Origin of the sequence: Mycolicibacterium neoaurum (assembly GCF_036946495.1) — a bacterium.
GTDB classification, from domain to species: domain Bacteria; phylum Actinomycetota; class Actinomycetes; order Mycobacteriales; family Mycobacteriaceae; genus Mycobacterium; species Mycobacterium neoaurum_B.
In genome coordinates this window covers 1-16,970 of record NZ_JAQIIX010000002.1, presented here as the reverse complement: position 1 = coordinate 16,970, position 16,970 = coordinate 1, and the positions used below count along the sequence as shown (strand labels likewise).

General features: G+C 67.3%; 22 protein-coding genes and 1 tRNA gene. 21 read left to right on the top strand and 2 right to left on the bottom strand.

The window, feature by feature from the left end:
- The first annotated feature begins 18 nt into the window (after positions 1-18).
- Positions 19-1,287, top strand: coding sequence for an EspA/EspE family type VII secretion system effector (locus PGN27_RS05600; RefSeq protein WP_335325268.1), 1,269 nt, complete (start codon positions 19-21; stop codon positions 1,285-1,287).
- The gene (locus PGN27_RS05595; RefSeq protein WP_335325267.1) at positions 1,284-1,730 is read left to right on the top strand and encodes a hypothetical protein; all 447 of its coding nucleotides are present in this window, start codon (positions 1,284-1,286) and stop codon (positions 1,728-1,730) included. The genes PGN27_RS05600 and PGN27_RS05595 overlap by 4 nt, the downstream gene beginning before the upstream one ends.
- Here the strand turns inward: PGN27_RS05595 and PGN27_RS05590 are convergent.
- Positions 1,727-3,748, bottom strand: coding sequence for a TPM domain-containing protein (locus PGN27_RS05590; RefSeq protein WP_335325266.1), 2,022 nt, complete (start codon positions 3,746-3,748; stop codon positions 1,727-1,729). The two genes, PGN27_RS05595 and PGN27_RS05590, sit on opposite strands and share 4 nt — an antisense overlap.
- Positions 3,749-3,831: 83 nt before the next feature.
- On the opposite strand from PGN27_RS05590, the gene PGN27_RS05585 reads away from it, so the two are divergent.
- The 4 genes from PGN27_RS05585 to PGN27_RS05570 all read left to right on the top strand — a co-directional run bounded on the left by PGN27_RS05585 (position 3,832) and on the right by PGN27_RS05570 (position 7,848).
- Positions 3,832-5,124 (top strand): deoxyguanosinetriphosphate triphosphohydrolase, encoded by a 1,293-nt coding sequence (locus PGN27_RS05585; protein ID WP_335325265.1) that lies wholly within the window; start codon positions 3,832-3,834, stop codon positions 5,122-5,124.
- A gap of 35 nt (positions 5,125-5,159) precedes the next feature.
- A complete protein-coding gene (gene dnaG / locus PGN27_RS05580; RefSeq protein WP_335328639.1) occupies positions 5,160-7,076 on the top strand; it encodes a DNA primase in 1,917 nt (638 codons plus the stop codon).
- Between the two features lie 55 nt (positions 7,077-7,131).
- Positions 7,132-7,422 carry a DUF7155 family protein gene (locus PGN27_RS05575; RefSeq protein ID WP_335325264.1) on the top strand — a complete coding sequence of 97 codons (291 nt, stop codon included), beginning with the start codon at positions 7,132-7,134 and terminating at the stop codon, positions 7,420-7,422.
- A gap of 180 nt (positions 7,423-7,602) precedes the next feature.
- Positions 7,603-7,848: a hypothetical protein gene (locus PGN27_RS05570; protein ID WP_335325263.1), complete on the top strand. Its 246-nt coding sequence runs from the start codon at positions 7,603-7,605 to the stop codon at positions 7,846-7,848.
- A 6-nt stretch (positions 7,849-7,854) separates the two neighbouring features.
- Here PGN27_RS05570 and PGN27_RS05565 read toward each other — a convergent pair whose 3' ends face one another.
- A complete protein-coding gene (locus tag PGN27_RS05565; protein WP_335325262.1) occupies positions 7,855-8,121 on the bottom strand; it encodes a hypothetical protein in 267 nt (88 codons plus the stop codon).
- A gap of 132 nt (positions 8,122-8,253) precedes the next feature.
- Here PGN27_RS05565 and PGN27_RS05560 point away from each other — a divergent pair.
- The 15 genes from PGN27_RS05560 (at position 8,254) to PGN27_RS05490 (ending at position 16,562) form a co-directional block, all read left to right on the top strand.
- Positions 8,254-8,329, top strand: a tRNA-Asn gene (locus tag PGN27_RS05560).
- Positions 8,330-8,750: 421 nt separating this feature from the next.
- Positions 8,751-8,927: a helix-turn-helix domain-containing protein gene (locus tag PGN27_RS05555; protein ID WP_335325261.1), complete on the top strand. Its 177-nt coding sequence runs from the start codon at positions 8,751-8,753 to the stop codon at positions 8,925-8,927.
- Complete coding sequence (locus PGN27_RS05550; RefSeq protein WP_335325260.1) at positions 8,924-9,181, top strand: hypothetical protein; 258 nt, start codon at positions 8,924-8,926, stop codon at positions 9,179-9,181. Before PGN27_RS05555 ends, PGN27_RS05550 begins: the two co-directional genes overlap by 4 nt.
- Positions 9,148-9,642 carry a hypothetical protein gene (locus PGN27_RS05545; RefSeq protein WP_335325259.1) on the top strand — a complete coding sequence of 165 codons (495 nt, stop codon included), beginning with the start codon at positions 9,148-9,150 and terminating at the stop codon, positions 9,640-9,642. The genes PGN27_RS05550 and PGN27_RS05545 overlap by 34 nt, the downstream gene beginning before the upstream one ends.
- Before the next feature lie 69 nt (positions 9,643-9,711).
- Entirely contained in the window at positions 9,712-10,002 is a 291-nt protein-coding gene (locus tag PGN27_RS05540) for a hypothetical protein (protein WP_335325258.1), read from the top strand.
- Positions 9,999-10,364 carry a hypothetical protein gene (locus PGN27_RS05535; protein ID WP_335325257.1) on the top strand — a complete coding sequence of 122 codons (366 nt, stop codon included), beginning with the start codon at positions 9,999-10,001 and terminating at the stop codon, positions 10,362-10,364. The genes PGN27_RS05540 and PGN27_RS05535 overlap by 4 nt, the downstream gene beginning before the upstream one ends.
- A complete protein-coding gene (locus tag PGN27_RS05530; RefSeq protein ID WP_335325256.1) occupies positions 10,361-10,597 on the top strand; it encodes a hypothetical protein in 237 nt (78 codons plus the stop codon). Before PGN27_RS05535 ends, PGN27_RS05530 begins: the two co-directional genes overlap by 4 nt.
- A 1-nt stretch (position 10,598) precedes the next feature.
- Complete coding sequence (locus PGN27_RS05525) at positions 10,599-11,228, top strand: hypothetical protein (protein WP_335325255.1); 630 nt, start codon at positions 10,599-10,601, stop codon at positions 11,226-11,228.
- Positions 11,228-12,424, top strand: coding sequence for a DUF6551 family protein (locus PGN27_RS05520; protein ID WP_335325254.1), 1,197 nt, complete (start codon positions 11,228-11,230; stop codon positions 12,422-12,424). Before PGN27_RS05525 ends, PGN27_RS05520 begins: the two co-directional genes overlap by 1 nt.
- Before the next feature lie 34 nt (positions 12,425-12,458).
- A complete protein-coding gene (locus PGN27_RS05515) occupies positions 12,459-13,190 on the top strand; it encodes a hypothetical protein (protein ID WP_335325252.1) in 732 nt (243 codons plus the stop codon).
- Positions 13,187-13,783 carry a 3'-5' exoribonuclease domain-containing protein gene (locus PGN27_RS05510; protein WP_335325251.1) on the top strand — a complete coding sequence of 199 codons (597 nt, stop codon included), beginning with the start codon at positions 13,187-13,189 and terminating at the stop codon, positions 13,781-13,783. Before PGN27_RS05515 ends, PGN27_RS05510 begins: the two co-directional genes overlap by 4 nt.
- On the top strand, positions 13,783-14,163 hold the full coding sequence (locus PGN27_RS05505) for a DUF7694 domain-containing protein (protein ID WP_335325250.1): 381 nt from the start codon (positions 13,783-13,785) through the stop codon (positions 14,161-14,163). The genes PGN27_RS05510 and PGN27_RS05505 overlap by 1 nt, the downstream gene beginning before the upstream one ends.
- Before the next feature lie 93 nt (positions 14,164-14,256).
- Complete coding sequence (locus PGN27_RS05500; RefSeq protein WP_335325249.1) at positions 14,257-14,460, top strand: hypothetical protein; 204 nt, start codon at positions 14,257-14,259, stop codon at positions 14,458-14,460.
- Positions 14,457-15,431 (top strand): hypothetical protein, encoded by a 975-nt coding sequence (locus tag PGN27_RS05495; RefSeq protein WP_335325248.1) that lies wholly within the window; start codon positions 14,457-14,459, stop codon positions 15,429-15,431. The genes PGN27_RS05500 and PGN27_RS05495 overlap by 4 nt, the downstream gene beginning before the upstream one ends.
- A gap of 666 nt (positions 15,432-16,097) precedes the next feature.
- Positions 16,098-16,562 carry a hypothetical protein gene (locus PGN27_RS05490; protein ID WP_335325247.1) on the top strand — a complete coding sequence of 155 codons (465 nt, stop codon included), beginning with the start codon at positions 16,098-16,100 and terminating at the stop codon, positions 16,560-16,562.
- The last annotated feature ends 408 nt before the right edge of the window (positions 16,563-16,970 follow it).

The window sequence follows — 16,970 nt, the reverse complement described above, 5'->3', positions numbered from 1 at the left end:
TGAATTGCCGCGTCGTAGGTGTGCTGGGCTCACCTAGGATTTGAGTGCAGGGATTCAAAGGGGGCGGCGATCAGCGTTCTTGCGGCATTTCTTTCGACGTGGGACAACGCCCGCGCGACGCTCGGCGAGGGCACACCCGTCGGTGGCACCGAGTTCGACCAGAGCCGCCCGCTCGATGGGTTGCGGGAGGTGGTTGCCTCTGCCGCGCCCGGATCGGACTGGACGGGTGCCGCCGCCGACGCCTACGCCGGTCGCAACGAGCGGTTGGCGGGCACCATCAGCGGGCTCGCCGAACTCGATCGGCGACTCGGCTCCGAGGTGGATCGCTCCGCTCGGGTGGTCGCCGCCGGTCGTCGGGACCTGGAGGAGATCAAGCATTGGGTGCTGAGCGCGGCCGCCAGCGTCCCACCCAACGCGGCCGGTGAGCGTGCGTTGATCCCCGTCGTGTCACGCGGTGTGGGCGAGGTCGCCGACATCCTGCGCCGCTCCAATACCGATATGAACGGCATCGCGGCCCGGATCCGCGCCATCGGGGAGGGATATCAGGCGCTGGGGGACCGCGAGGGTCGCGACGGCGACACCGATGACCCCGACGGTCAGCCGACCGACCAGCCGCCTGCCGAGCCGGGCGAGAACGGCATCCCCGAACCACCGCCGTGGAGCAAGCACGATGAGGGGTCCGGTGAATGGGGCTCGCAGCCCTGGTATTCGCGGGGCGACGACCTGGCGTTCAAAGCGGCCATCGAAGGCGGTCTGCCGCTGATCGAGCAGAAATGGCCACACGCTGCGGAGCTCCTCGACCACTACTTGGACAACACGGGCAAACCGTACAACCTGGACGTGAACTCGATGATGAACGATATCCCGCAGATGCAGGCCCGCGGGGATGCGATGGTCAACGACGAGGTGAATCGAATCGTGGCCGAGGCCGCCGCGACCGGCCAGTACGGTCAGCCCGTCCCGTTCCGCACCCCGTGGCAGGGTTACTACATGGATCCTGACGCCAATCCCGACTGGTACCGCGCGGTCGGCGGGGTGGACATGTCGGCCGGTGGCGTGGTGACCGTCTACCCGCCGGACACACCGGGCGGGGAGCCCCGGGTTCACGTCGAGTCGCAGGTCGATGTCGCCGATCGATACAACTGGGACGCTGGAAAGGAGACCAAGATCGGCCCCATCACCATCACCGACGACCAGATGGCGGGCCTGCAAACCGCCGGGCTGGCACGTGAATTCGATATCAGGGGTGCGTCGTCGGTCTCGACCTATGACGGAGTGCCCCGATGAGGCTGACTGTGGTCCTGGCGGTTGTGCTGCTGATGCTGAGTGCTTGCTCGAAGCCAGAAACCCCGCGCGACGGAGGAGACCAGAACATGCCGGTATCGGCGCAGACCGCAGCGCAATTCGGCGATGTGACCTTGCCGCCGGATGTCCAGGTTCTCGGCACCGACACCGATTCCGGTCGAGACACCCGCTACCGGTTGGCGTTACGGATGACCGAGGCGCAGCTGGGCGAGTTTCTGGCGCAGTTCTCCGAGGCGCCCCGGCCTTCCGATATCCCGAAGTCCACGAAAGTGATAGCCGGACCCGAGCTGAGCACGGCACCCGACCCCCGTTACGCACAGGACCAGGTGGACACGGCCGCGCACGGCACGGTCACCCGCGAGATCATCGTCGACGAACGCGCACCCGATGAGGTGTACGTTCATCTTTCGCTGTACACGACCTAGAAGCGGCCGCCGCCACCGCCGAAGCCGCCACCGCCCGATCCGCCGAACGATGTGGACCGCCAGCTCCCGCCGCCGACGCTGCCGCCGATACCGCCGCGCAGCGCCCCGGACAGGATGTTGCCGATGATGATCCCGCCCAGTACCGCACCGGAATTCGACCCGCCGCCGTAGTGCTGGGAGTTGTGGGCCTGATGGGCGTAGCTGACATCGTTGTTGGCCAACTGCTGGGCCTGCATGGCCAGCGAGGTTGCGCTGTTGGCGTGCGCGATGGCCGTCGGGAGGCTCTCGGTCGAGTTGTCGGCGGCCTTGTCCTGCGCGGCCTGCAGCTGACGCACCGCCTCGGCCAGCCGGGTACGCGCCTCGGGGCCGACGCTGCCGCGCCGGGTGTCGATGAAATCGCTGACGCCGCGGACCCTGGACTGCGCCGCGGACAGTGCCTGCTCATAGGACCGCCGCAACCGTTCCTGGGCCTGCCGTTCCTCGGCGATGACCGCCAGCAGCCGGTCCAGATCGGCGTCGGCCTGCGTCAGTGCGCTGAAAGCACCAAGCGGGTCGGTGTTTCCGCACTCCTGCGCCGTCGCCACCGCCTGTGCCGCGGCATCGCGGGCCGCCTTGAGCTCGGCGGCCTCGGCGAAGCCGCCGCGGCTCAGTTGTGCGTCGGCGGCGGTGATACCGGCCTGCACGTCGGCGATCTCCTCGGGCAGCGTCGCGATCGCCCGACTGATATCGCCGGCCGCGCTGTCGATGGCGTCGAGCATTGTGCGGGCCTGCCCCAGTGCGGATTCGGCCGCCCGCACGGAATCCACCAGGCCGGCCTGCTGCCCGGCCGGCCTGGCCACCAGCGCCCGGGCGTTGCTGATGTTCTGGTCGGCGAAGGCGAGGCGCTGCTTGGCGGTGTCGACGTTATCGGCCACCGAATGCAGGGCGGTGGGGGCGAACTGGCGGCTCAGTTCGGCCAGCGCCTGCTCGGCAGGCGCGATGCGGGTGGTCAGATCGACCATCTGCTGGGTCAGCACGTCGAGGCGGGCGGGCGCATTGATCACCAGATCGCGCAGTTGACCGAATGCCTCGCGCTGGGTGTCGAGTTCGCGATCGGCCTTGGCCGCGGCGACAATCACCCGGGTGAGCAGGTCGCGGCGTTGGGCCGGCGTCTCGGGCACCGTGTCGTCGAGGATCTGGCGTGCGTTGAAGGCCTGGGTCAGCGCGGTGCGCGCCGCGGTGACCGCGGCACTGAACGGCGCGGTGCGTTGTTCACCGAATTCTTCGACGGCCAGTGTCAATTCGTTGTCACTGGTGCGCACCGCGTTGTCGACCTCGACGACGATCGACCGGGACAGCTCATCCAGCGTCTCCAACGGGACCGCGGCCAGCGCACTCGGATCGGTCGGGTCGATGCGTTGTGCGGCGGCCAGATCGGCCTCGCGGCGTTTGCGCGTGCGCCGCCGCGACCACAGCAGCAGGCCGAGCACGCCCAGCCCGAGGATGGCCAGCACGACCAGCACGCCGAACCAGTTCAGACCCGACGACGAGCTGGTTGTCTTGGCATCGAGCCCGTCGGCAGCGGCGACGGCTGCGGCAGCCCAATTGCCATCGCGCAGCGCAGGTTCGATCTCGTTGCGACGCAGCGTGTTCGCCTCAGAGTTGCTGGCCGCCGCGGATCCGGTGAGGAAGGCGTAGGCACGATCGGTGGTGGCGACGGCCAGCAGCGCGTCGTACTCGCCGAGATCGCTGGCCCGCAGGGTCGCCTGCGCCCACGGCTCGGCGTTCTGCCCGGAGAAGCTGTCCACGTAGACGACCCACAGCCGCACCTGGCGATTCTGGTAGAGCCGGTCGATGGCCTGACCGACCTGCTCCTTGCCGGTGGCACCGAGGACGTTGGACTCGTCGACGATCTGGTCGGGTAGTCGCAGCGGTGGTCGCGCCGCCGCCTCGGGGGCGGCGAGCAGCGCAGCGGGTGCCATCGACAGGGCCGCGGTCAAGGCCACGAGCAACATGCTGAGCAATCGGGCGAGGCGCATGCACGTCAATCTAGTGACTCGCCGGCCCATGTGGCGGCAGTCATGTCCGAACCGCGGTTGTGGTGCTGGCAGACTGTCGGGCGGTGGCCACGCAACGCAACACATCCGATTACGACGACTTCGACCGGCAGCGGCTGGTACCGGAGTCGCCCAAGGGTGCCGGCGTGGGATCGTCGAAGCTGGCCGATAACGCCACCGAGCACCGCACCGACTTCGCCCGCGATCGGGCCAGGGTGCTGCACTCGGCGGCACTGCGCAGGCTGGCCGACAAGACCCAGGTGGTCGGCCCCCGCCACGGGGACACTCCGCGCACCCGCCTGACCCATTCGCTGGAGGTCGCGCAGATCGGCCGGGGAATGGCCGTTGGTCTCGGTTGTGATCCGGATCTGGTGGATCTGGCCGGCCTCGCCCACGATATCGGCCACCCGCCGTATGGGCACAACGGTGAACGCGCGCTCAACGAGATCGCGGCGCCGTTCGGCGGCTTCGAGGGCAATGCCCAGAACCTGCGGATCCTGACCCGGTTGGAACCGAAAGTCCTTACCGCCGATGGTCGTTCGGCGGGTCTCAATCTCACCCGTGCGGCCCTGGATGCGGTCACCAAGTATCCGTGGGCGCGCTCGCAGAACCCGAAGAAGTTCGGTTTCTACGACGACGACATGACCGCCGCGAACTGGCTGCGCGACGGCGCACCGGCCAACCGCCCGTGCCTGGAGGCGCAGGTGATGGACTGGGCCGACGATGTCGCCTACTCGGTGCACGATGTCGAGGACGGTGTCATCTCCGGGCGTATCGACCTGCGGGTGCTGGCCGACCGCGATGCCGCCGATGCGCTGGCCCGCCTCGGCGCCGGGGCGTATCCGGCCGTCTCACATGATGATCTGCTCGCCGCGGCGCAGCGGCTCTCGGAGATGCCGGTGGTCGCCGCCGTCGGCAAATACGACGGCACCCTGACGGCCTCGGTGGCGCTGAAGAACTTGACCAGCGAGCTCGTCGGCCGGTTCGCCAACGCCGCGATATCCCAGACCCGCGCGGTGGTGGGCGGCGCACCGGTGCTCAAGCGCTTCGATACCGACCTGCACGTGCCCGCCGAGGTGCGAGCCGAGGTCGCGGTGCTCAAGATGCTGGCGCTGCAGTTCATCATGTCCGACCACCAGCACCTGCAGATCCAGACCGATCAGCGGACCCTCATCCAGGAGGTCGCACTGGCGCTCTGGGCGCAGGCGCCCAGCAGCCTGGACCCCCAGTTCGCCGCCGAGTTCACCCTCGCCGACGATGACGGCGCGCGGCTGCGGGTCGTCGTAGACCAGATCGCCTCCTACACCGAGTCCCGGCTGGAGAGGGTGCACGAGGTGCGCTCGCCCCGGCCCCTATGACGGGCCGATAGACTGCGGCGATGGCCAATGATGCGATGCGGGGCGGCCGGGGCCGCATCCCCGATCGTGATATCGCGGCCATCCGGGAACGGGTCCACATCGAGGACATCGTCGGCGACTACGTGCAGTTGCGACGCGCCGGGGTCGATTCGCTCAAGGGCCTGTGCCCCTTCCACGACGAGAAGTCCCCGTCGTTCCATGTCCGGCCCAACCACGGGCACTTCCACTGCTTCGGGTGCGGTGAGGGCGGGGACGTCTACGCGTTCCTGCAGAAGATCGAGCATGTCAGCTTCGTCGAGGCCGTCGAACTGCTCGCCGACAAGGTTGGCTACACCGTTACCTATACCGGCGGCGCGGCCACCAATGTGCAGCGCGACCGCGGTAGTCGCAGCAGGCTGATCGCGGCGAACGCGGCCGCGAGTGAGTTCTACGCCGAACAGTTGCGCTCCGAGGAGGCCGCACCGGCTCGGCAGTACCTGATCGACCGGAACTTCGATGCCGACGCCGCCGCCCGGTTCGGCTGCGGGTTCGCCCCCTCGGGTTGGGACAAGCTGACAAAGCACCTGCTGCGCAAGGGTTTCGAGTTCAAGGAGCTCGAAGCGGCCGGGCTCAGCAAGGAGGGTAAGCGCGGACCGATCGACCGCTTCCATCGCCGCCTGTTGTGGCCCATCCGGGTGTCCTCCGGTGAGACCATCGGGTTCGGGGCGCGTCGGCTCTTCGACGACGATCATATGGAAGCCAAGTACGTCAACACCCCGGAAACCGTGCTGTACAAGAAGTCTCACGTGCTCTTCGGGCTGGACCTGGCCAAGCGCGATATCGCCAAGGGGCACCAGGCCGTCGTCGTCGAGGGTTACACCGACGTGATGGCGATGCATCTGGCCGGGGTGACCACCGCGGTGGCCGCCTGCGGCACCGCCTTCGGTGACGAGCACCTGTCGATGCTGCGTCGACTCATGATGGACGACAACTTCTTTCGCGGTGAGCTGATCTACGTGTTCGACGGTGATGCCGCGGGCCGCGCCGCCGCGGTCAAGGCCTTCGAGGGTGAGCAGAATCTGGCCGGGCAGTCCTTCGTGGCGGTGGCGGCCGATGGTATGGACCCGTGCGATCTGCGGCTGCGTTCCGGTGACGGTGCGCTGCGTGATCTGGTCGCTCGCCGTGCCCCGCTGTTCGAGTTCGCCATCCGCACCGCGCTGACCGATCACGATCTCGACAGCGCCGAGGGCAGGGTCGCCGCGCTGCGCCGGTGCGTTCCGATGGTGTCGCGGATCAAGGATCCGACGCTGCGCGACGAGTACGCCCGCCAGCTGGCCGGGTGGGTCGGCTGGGAGGACGTCGGGCAGGTGCTGGGCCGGGTGCGCGAGGAGGCGGGCCGCAAGGGTCCGCGGACCGGCCGGACCGGCCAGCAGACCAACCGGCGCGCGGCCACCCCGCCGGGAGCCCAGGCATCCATCGCCCGGCCCAACCCGATGGACCCGACACTGCGTCCGCAGCGCGAGGCGTTGAAATCGGCCCTGCAGTACCCCGGACTGGCCGGTCCGGTGTTCGACAGTCTCGGCGCGGAAAGCTTCACCCACCCGGCCTACGCCGGGGTGCGGGCCGCGATCGCGGCCGCCGGCGGCGTGTCGACCGGACTGTCCGGCGCGCAGTGGATCGAGACGGTGCGCGATCTGGCGGGCGAGGTCGCGCCGCTGGTCAACGAACTCAGCGTGGACGCCATCAAGATCGACGACGACGAGCGGCTGGCCCGCTATATCGGTGGGGTGCTGGCCCGGCTGCAGGAAGTGTCGATCGGACGGCAGATCGCCGAGGTCAAGTCCAAATTGCAGCGCATGTCACCGGTGGACAACAGCGACGAGTACCACGCCCTTTTCGGCGACCTGGTGGCCATGGAGACCTACCGGCGCAGTCTGCTCGAGCAGGCCAGTGGCGACGACTTGACTGCGTGATCGCGACACAACCGTTATGGTGGAACCGCAGCTAACTGTCCAGAAAGGTCCCACCGTGTCATTCCTGAGCAATCGGACACGCACAATCGTGGTCGCCGGCGCTTTCGCGGCCGCCGTCGCCGCAGCGCCCGTGGTGGCCTTCTCGACGACGCCCGCCCCGACCGCCGATGCGGCACCGGCCTGCCTGGCCTGGTTCGGTAACAAGGAGGACGGCAACTGCCTGTCCTACTCCAACGGTAACGGCGTCGGCGTAGGGACACCCAGCATCGGTATCGGCCCCGGTGGCCTGTACTCGGGTCCGGTGTTGCCGGGCACCAGCTGGAACACCAGCATCCCGATCGGCTAGCAAGCCGCAACTTTCACCTGGCCGGGTCCCGGAAGACACTTCCGAGGCCCGGCCAGGCCGTTTCTCGGCGTCCGCGGACCGTGTGCGAATGGTCATCGTGTCGCGTCCCTTTCGTTATCTGGTGACGCGAGACTCAAGACTCGATCTGCACTAGGGGTACGCGACAGGAAGGCGTCGATTGTGAGCGCTGAGGACGGCTACCGCGCGATCCCGGCGACCAAGGGGGTCGGGGTCCTGGCAACCGCGGTGGTCACCACGCTTGGCATCGCGCTCTACGGCGGCACCCTTGAGAACGACGAGTGGCGGGCACCGCGCGCGGCGCTGGAGCTCACACCCAGCGAAACACCGATCGGTGCCGCAGACGCCCACGTGGACGGTGCGCCGGCCGATATCGCCGCCCTGCGATCCGAGGGCGGCACTCCCTAGCCGGAATCAGTCCTTGGCGCCGTTGCGCGGCCGGATGCCGGTCTCCTCGGGCGCCAGCACCGAGGTCTCGGCGTCGATCGCGGTCAGCCGCACCAACTGCGGATCCGGGGACACCCGATCGGCGACCTTGCGACGCCCGGCGTCCAGCACGGCCTTGGTGGCCGGGTTCTCGGTGACCGCCTTGTATGTCGCCGTGATCTGCTCGTAGCGGCGGCGGCCGGCTTTCGCGCCGAGCACGTAGCCGACACCCAGTACGAAGACGATCCGGAACACGACGCTCCCTCCACGGTGACAGCAGGACTCTCACCATCCTGCCTCACGCGCCGGAGAAGGTGGTGACGGGGCGTCTGACCAGTCGATTCTTCGACCGCGGGGTACATGCGCTAAAGTCTGTCCTCGGTTCATTCCCCTGTAGCTCAATTGGCAGAGCTCCCGACTGTTAATCGGGCGGTTATTGGTTCGAGTCCAATCGGGGGAGCCACAGGCCCTGGTTGCGGAGTCTCACCTCCGCCTCCGGGGCCTCCGTTGTTTCCGCCACCGGTGCGCCCGGTGAGGAGCCAGTAGTCATCGACTCCGGTCCGCTCGACGATCTTGTCGACGACGGCTTGGATGCCTCGGGGGTCGCGCCCCTTCAGCTCCCATTCGCGCCACGAACCCTGGGGGACACCGCACGCGAGCGCGGCCTCCTTCATGTTCCAGCCCATTCGCTGACGCACAAGCGCAAGCCGGGCCCCGAACGTGCTCGCATCGGGGACCCAGCGGCAATCACTCGGGTCGGTACTCATACCGCAAATGTCGCACAACTCGCGCATAGCGCGCAATAGACATAAAAACATGAAAAAACGACGTCATTCCCGCGATTCGCGCTTGACGCGACTTTTCACGTTCTGTAGATCTATGGCATGTCCGAAGTCACGCTTATCACGACTTCTCAAGTCGCTGACAAGTATCAGATCACACCGTCCGCGGTCCGTCGCTGGGTCGCTGCCGGGAAGCTGGTGCCCGCAGCGACCACCCCCGGCGGGCATTACCGCTTCGATCCAGCCGATGTTGATGCGCTTCTCAAGGCGACGGCATGAAGGCGTTCATTCCAGACCCGGGCGGATCCGGCGTTGTTGCGGTCCTGGCTGCCGCCGACGCGGCCGCGCGGCTGACGGAGGCCGGTACCGGGTTGTTCGCGGGCTACCGGCAGCGGTACATGCTCGGCACGCGCGATGCCGAGGTCCTCGATGCCGCCGACGAGGCGCTAGACCTCGACGACCGCCCACTCGATCTCGATGACTGGGCGACTGACACCTGGTGGCTCGAACAACCGGCCGGGGGATCCTCGTGATTCCCGGCCGGCTATCGGTCGTTGCCGCCGCGATCTCGCGCCGCGCTGTGCTGCTGGCGGCTCGGGCCGGTCACCGTGCCCTGGAGCGCCTGGCGCCGGCGTCGATCAACACCGAGCTCGCCGCCGCGATCGCGACCGGGATGTCCCGCAGCGACTACCTCGGCCCGTACTCCGTTCCCGCCAGCATCGGCGAGGCGGACATTCTCCACCACGGCTCCTATGAGTTGCGAATTTGCTTGCTGCACAACCGCATATCGGTCGTGCCCTATGCGGGTAGCTGCCCAGAATGTGACCCCGCTCCTGCCCGTGAGGATGTGGCAGGAGACAGCCCGGCGGCGGTGAGCGACGGACTCGCCACCACGGCGCCCGCCGCCGGGCACCCCAATCCGCTCGACGAAGCGCTTGAGCGGATCAAGTCGTTCGGGCTCAAGCCCCGCCCGGTCGGCCCTGGCTCCAACTAGGTGGGCCGCCACCCCCTGTCCCGGGGCGGCGGCCTGACCCACCACAACCAACCACCAGGAGAGGTCGCAGTGAGCGCAGCCACCATAACCAGACCCCGACAGAAAAAGGCGGAGGCGGAACCGGAAACGCAATGCGCGTACCGCTGCCCGGTCTGCTGGAAAGACGTCGAACGCGCCACGTACGGCTACATCGCCCTGCACTTCGACTCGGTCGACCTCGCCGTGTGCCCGGCCAGCCGCGAACCGTTCACGATCGCCGAACCCTACGTCCCCGAGATTCCCACCCATATCCGGCGGCGACCCCACCGCGAACGCCCAGCCTGGCACCGCCGCCGCCCCGCCTTGCGAGTCGTCGCATGACCGCCCGCATCTTCGCCGTCCTCACCGCGATCGCCCTCGGCGTCACCATTGCCGCCCTCGCCGCCGACCAGTTCACCTGGGCCGCCGGCGGCGCGATCGCTGCCTCCCTGGCCTCCATCGCATGGGGACTGGCCAAGTCGATCGAGACCCCCACCGACCCGCCCGTCACCAGGATGTGGCGGATCACACCGCCCTACGGCGTCGAACGCGTCATCACCCCCGCACCGATCACCACCGAGCTCGCCTACAAGCCCGCCCAGGGCCGCACCGTCATCCGCGGCGGCCAGCAACCCGCCTGGGCGTCCCGTCACCCCGACCACCGTCCGATCTGGGACACCAACATCCACGGAGCACCCGAATGACAACCAACACCCTCAACCGCGGCCTCGTCTTCACCGAGCACGAGAACCACCTCACCACAGGCATGCCCGACCTCGTCGCCGTCGGCTACATCAACGCCCGCCGGCGCGACGGACGCGGCGAACGCGCCGGCGAGCGCCTCGTAGTCCAAGGCGTCGACGTCTACGTCGATACCAGGGGAGGACGTGAGGACCCCGGTTTCAGCATCTTCCGGAACCTGTTTGGAGGCAATTGATATGGCCATCCACCCTGAACCGTCCCCGCTCTCTGGGAAGACCGTCACTGTCGACCTCGGCAAGGGCGAGCAGGACTACCACGTCGAGGACTACTGGGACCGAGTCACCGGCGGATCGTGGATGTACGCCGAAGGCAACCCGGCCGCGTTGCAATATGCGATCCGGGCCGGTATGCGCACCGATCCGCTGCCCATCGACAACGAGGTTCTGTACGGGAAGATCGGCCCGTACGGGCAGCTCGTGCACACAAGCGAGGTTGTCGCCGTCGAAAGCGACAGGAGTGGTGGCAGCCCAACGCCGAACTGCCTGACCGCCGCGGATGCGTTCATCACCGCCGATCAGGACCCTGATGGCACCGCCGTCACCTTCAAAATCATCGAGGACGAATCCGGCGACATCTTCTGGGTGCACGGCCACGTCCCCGCTGCCGAATTCATCGGCGAGATCAACCGATGGCTCACCCACACCCTGGACGAGGACGAAGTACTACGCCTAGACCTACCCATCGACCACCTGTGGGCCAAGTTCGATGACGAGAACCACGATCGATTCAAACTGGTCGAAAAGCCTTGGCTCGGAACCAAAGAGCAAGCGGACCGAGTGTTTCCCGTCACCAGGTTGTTGCTCTGATGGCCGCGCTAGACACGGTGGATGTCTACGTCACCGCGGTGAACGTCACCGAGATCTTCGCCGACCCGACATACCAACGGATCTGCGATATCGCCCGCGCCCGCAAGATGGCCGGCACTTGGGACCGCCGCCTGGCCGGCATCCTCGAAATCTCTGACCGCGGCGAGGACCACACCCCGCGCTATGCCGTCCTCGACGGACAGCACCGCTGGGCTGCTGCCAAGTGCCTCGCCCAACCACCCACGCTGGTCGCCAACGTCCACACCGGCCTCACCCTCGCCGAAGAGGCCGCCCTGTTCGACAAGCTCAACCGCCAACGCAAACAGACCTCACCCTGGGACCACTGGCGCGCCCGCCGCGCCTCCGGTGACCCGCTCGTGCTCTCGATCGAGCAGACCGCCACCGAGCTCGGCTTCGACGTCGGCGAGCGCGCATCCAAAGACGGCACCCTGTGCTGCATCTCCACCCTGGAGAAAATCACTGCATCCGCCGGCGGGATCGACCTGCTGCGCTCCACCCTCACCATGCTCCGATCCGCCTGGGGCCACCAGCGCACCGCCTACGAGGCCCCGATCGTGCACGGCATGGCCATGGTGCTCTACACCTTCGCCGACCGTCTCGACGCCGACACGCTGCTCCGCGGACTCAGCGAGCTACCGCCGGCCCGGATCCGCCTCCAGGCCCAAACCCTGCGAGACGCCGGCACCGTCGGATCCATCGCCAAGCTGACCGCGATCGCGATCGCCAACCAGCACCGCCGCCGCCCCGCACTCACCTGGCCCGCCAGCTGGAAAGGCGCACTGCCGGCCGCACCGAAAGACAAACCGCACACCTGGGGCAGCGACACCCCGGTCATCTTCGAGGCCCGCGCCGAGGACGCGCAAGAGGTCTACCCGGCCTGGGAAGTCACCGGCCCCGGCACGTACATCATCCCGGCGCTACCCAACGATCCGACCCCACCAGTCCCACACCCGACGCCCTCCGCGCCGGCACTCGACGCGATCGGGAGCCCCGCCGCACCTGCATCCATCACGGTGCCCACGGGCACACCACCCCCAGCGTGGGCCGGCGGCGACTACGACGCGGCCATCGCAGAGATGGAAGGCCGCACCGTCGCCGAAGTCGCCGACGCGCTCAGCATCCCCGAACGCACCGTCCGACGCATCGCCGCCGAACTCGGCGTCGAACTTTCCTAAGACAGATCCGGCCAAGAGATACAGGAGATCCCAAGTGGCCAAAGAACTCACCATCGAAACGCTGCAACTGCGTGGCGGACTCAGCGTTCAGGTGTCAGCCCTGCGAACCGATGTCCGCGAGCTCGTCATCACACCCGCGATGCACGTCGGCAACGACAACGCCGTCACATTCGGTGACGGCTACCTGCAGCTGACACACGCCCCCACCGGACGCACGGTATCCAACGGCAGCTGCCGCCGCCTCGACGAGCTCGCCACAAAGCTGGCCCCGTTCCGATGGGACTTCAAAGACCCCAATCACTTTCGCGGTGACGCCAACCAGATCGAACTGGACAAGATTAAGGCTGTCATCCGCGAATGGGAGATGGCCGAAGACAGTGGCATGCCCATCGGCTTCTCAGGCGACAGCGACGAAATGCTCGCCGCCCGCCAAGCCGCCCCAGCCGCAACCTTGCTGCGCGAACACATCGACAGCTTCTTCGACACCGAGAAACGCCGACGCGACATCAAATGGGAGGACAGCAAAGAGCTGTACGTGGCCAGCATCGCCTACGCCTGCGAGGCATACGGATTCATCTACGTGCTCGGCGTGCTCCGCGCGATCGACCCGACCGTCGCTGACGCTGCCGCCCGCGACCTCGTGGGCGCGTGGGAATGCGGCGAGTTCGGCGAATGGGTCTACCAGTGGAGCCAAGAGCTCGCAGCCGGTAGGCCGCTGACCCTGCACGGCATCCCCACCTCGAATCCCTTGGGGGACTTCTCATGACCGTCTACTGCTACGACACCGAGTTCCTGGAGGACGGCCACACCATCGAGCTGATCTCGATCGGCATCGTGTGTGCCGACGGCCGGGAGTACTACGCCGTCAACGCCGACATGCCCGTCGACCGGATCCTGCGCAACAAGTGGTTGGTCAACAACGTGTGGCGCCACCTGCCGGTGCGCGGCCTGAAAACCGGCCTGGTCGGATCCGGGGACAATATCCGCAACGAGGTCACCCAGGACGGTTGCCTCGATCGCGGCTCCATACGGGTCAAACCGAAGTGGGTCATCGCCAACGAGGTCCGCGACTTCATGCTCGCCGGAGTCGACACCAGCATCCCCGTAGGCGCCTCGATGTACCACCCGGAACTGTGGGCCTACTTCGGCGCCTATGACCACGTCGCTCTGGCTCAGCTGTGGGGGTCGATGATGCAGCTGCCCAAAGGCATGCCGATGTACACCCACGATCTCAAGCAAGAGATGGATCGCCTGGGCATCCCCGAGTCCGCTGTCCCACAGCCGGAGAACGCCCACAACGCACTGGCCGACGCGCAGTGGAACATGGCCATGCTCAGCGTCATGCGGTCGGAGCCCTGATGGCCACAATCATCCCGACCACGGTGCCGCCTCTGCGGCTGCCCAAAGTGATGGGCCGGCACGACTGGCACGCACCCCGCGAGTTCGGGCCCGACGGCTGGAAGATGCTCCACACCAACGGCACGAGCAGCATCATCGTCACCGCCGACCGACTCGACGCCGTCATGTACATCCACGCCAGCATCGCCCACAACGACACGCTGCCCACCTACGACGAGCTCGGCCGACTGCACCGCGCCGCGTTCGGCGACGGCTACGCCTACCAGGTCTTCGCACCCGCCGCCCAACACGTCAACACCCACCAGAACGCCCTGCATCTGTGGGGCCGCGCTGACGGCCTGCCGTGCCTTCCCGAGTTCGGACTATTCGGGACCATCTGATGGACGAAAACACCGTCAAGGACGCCTTGACACCTAAACGTGCAGGTCGGGTAACCGAGACATCGGAGTTCGCCGCGTTCACCCCGCCGGATCGTGCGGGCCTACGCCCGCCGCGTCGGTGACGGCGACGTCGAGGCGCTGCCCGAGCTCCTGGCCCTCGCCGGCGAGGTCGACGACGCGATCGCCAAGTCGGTGGACGGCCTCCGCGACGCCGGCTACTCGTGGGCCGAGATCGCCACCCGGCTCGGCACCACCCGACAAGCCGCACAACAACGATTCGGCCGGGCCGCGTCATGACCGCTGCGACAACGACGGCCGCCGCGGCGATCACCTCCGCGCTGACCCAGGACGGACCGCGACGAACCATCGTCCGAGTGCTGCCCCATCCCAGCTACGAGGGAGCCTTCTACGTCGAGGACTGGGAACAACGGGACGGATACGCCCAGTTCACCGTTCCACCCGATCACCCAATCGCGATCCACCTCAAGCCGCACCGTGAACAGGCCATGCTCGCCGTGGCCTCCACAGCAGAGGTCGAGTGGGTCGTCCGATCGATCTCGTGGGCACGCTGGACCGGCGTATGCCGGGTGTCTTTGACATCACGCGCGAACTGGGCCAAGGGATTCCTCCTCTCTGACGAATACCTGGAGTGGATGGGGGGTCGTGTCGTGACCTTCGAGGACAGGCTGACCGCACTGGAACGGCGGGTCATCGAGCGCTTCGTCGACCGATGCAACGCCGACTGGCCGCTGGTCGACGACCCATTCGACCCCTCCGCATGGTTCAGCGGTGTTGTCGACCCAGAGACCGACTGGGCAGAACTGTTGAAAGACGAGCCAGCGATCCCCGTGGTGGCCACCGTCACCGCCCACCCTCGACGGGAATTGCAGTTCCCACGGGAGCAATGGGTCACTAACCCGAAACGGGCGGTATTCAGCCCTGCTGCTCGCCGACCGCTTGCTCGACTTCTGGGACCGACTCGATGCCGAACAGCGGACCAACGTCGCGCTGCTGGTAGGTGTCGGCGGCCGGGAGCGGATCGCATGACGGCGACCGTGCACCAGCTCGCGCTCCCGACATGCGTTCTGCCGGGCTGTGACCAACCTGTGGGCGGCTGGGGATTGCCCTGTCAAGGGTGCGTTGACGCCTTCGGCCCGATCCTCCGGCACCAGCCCGAAGGCCGACCGATGACCGCCGAAGAGATCGAGAAGCGTGACGACGGCACTCGGCGTGCGTACCGAGTCGCGCGTATGCGGGGCAACCTGTGACCGACCCGAAGATTCGCGTGCTGTTTTCCGAGGCGCAGGGTCAAGTCATTCGGCCGCTGTGGGGACTGCGGATGGCACCCCCCGACACAAGGTCACCACCCCCAAGTGCCCGCAATCCACTGAGTCGAAATAGGAGATCGCGCAACATGTCCCGAATCCCGCGACTCGACGACTGCGAGTACTACACCACACGCACCGGCGACGGAAAGTTCATCGGCCGCGTCAAGCAATTTCCCGACCTGCACACCCGCCCCAAAGCGCTCGCCCTGGACGCCCCGCGACGACATCATCACGATGACCCGGGACAAGCTCGCCCGACTCAACGATGCCGCCATGGGCCACAGGGCCGCGACCGGGTCGAGGTAGCGCGGTGGAGAAGCCATCGCCGGCGTTGAAACGCAAGGCATTCGCCCTTTTTCGGTGAGGGCGGTGTGGGCCGTAAGGAAGACCGATCCGCACGGCTGGCGGTTTGCGAGTTCGTCACATGGCGAACGGTCGGATCCACCGACGACCCTCACGGCGGCTGACTTCGCCGCGGTGGTCAACACGCTGGAGTACTGGAAGTCCTGCGGCGAAATCGAATACAGATGCCGGCGAGTGGCCGGCGGGATCCAGGAGGTCTCCACGTCATGAACCCCGAGCAACGCCGCCGGTGGGTGCGCCCTCGTGCTCCGCTACGACCGATCGGTACTCACCGGGGCCCAGAAGACCGTTCTCATCGCCCTGGAGCTTTACGCGGACTACCGCGACGGCACCAATGCCTACCCGGGCGAGGAAAACCTCGCTGCGGACACAGGACTCACGCCCAGGGCGGTGCGCGATGCGATGAAGCGTGGCCGCGATCTCGGACTCATTGTGCGCACCGCACTGGAGAACCCGAAGGCCGGACGCGCCGCGGTCTACCGCCTCGCGATGCCCGCCACCACAGGAACAGCGGTTCCTGTGGATAACGCCACCACCGGAACCACGGTTCCTGTGAATGAAAACACCACCGGAACAACGGTTCCGGTGGAAACGGGCACCACCGGAACAGTCACGCGCCACCACCGGAACGGCCACGTCGCCACCACCGGAACGGCGGTTCCTCCCACCCTCCCTGCACCCTCCAATCACCCAACTGTTGGTGAGTGAGTCGGGTACGTCACCAGCCGAGCTGCTCGCGGACACCACACACCGATCGGCCTCCATCGAGATTCTGCGACGCCCACCCGAGGGGCACGCGCAACCGGTGCCCCGATTGCGGCAATGCCCGCACCGCCTACGAGGCATGGCGCGAGGACCAGGCTGCCGCCGACGTCGCGATCGCCGCGGCGCAGGACCGAGAGCGGAGGGACCGCCGTCGGCGCATCGCAGCCTGTGGTGAGTGTGACCTCCAGGGCCGGATCGACGTCTTCGATGCCCAGGGCAATCACGCCGTCGCCCAATGCGAGCACCCGAACGTCCCCGCGGATCGAACATGCCAGCTGAACCGCTCGACGACGACCGCGACGACATCCCGGCCTACTTCGGGCCCGGACGCCGCAAGACTCCCGCCAAGGG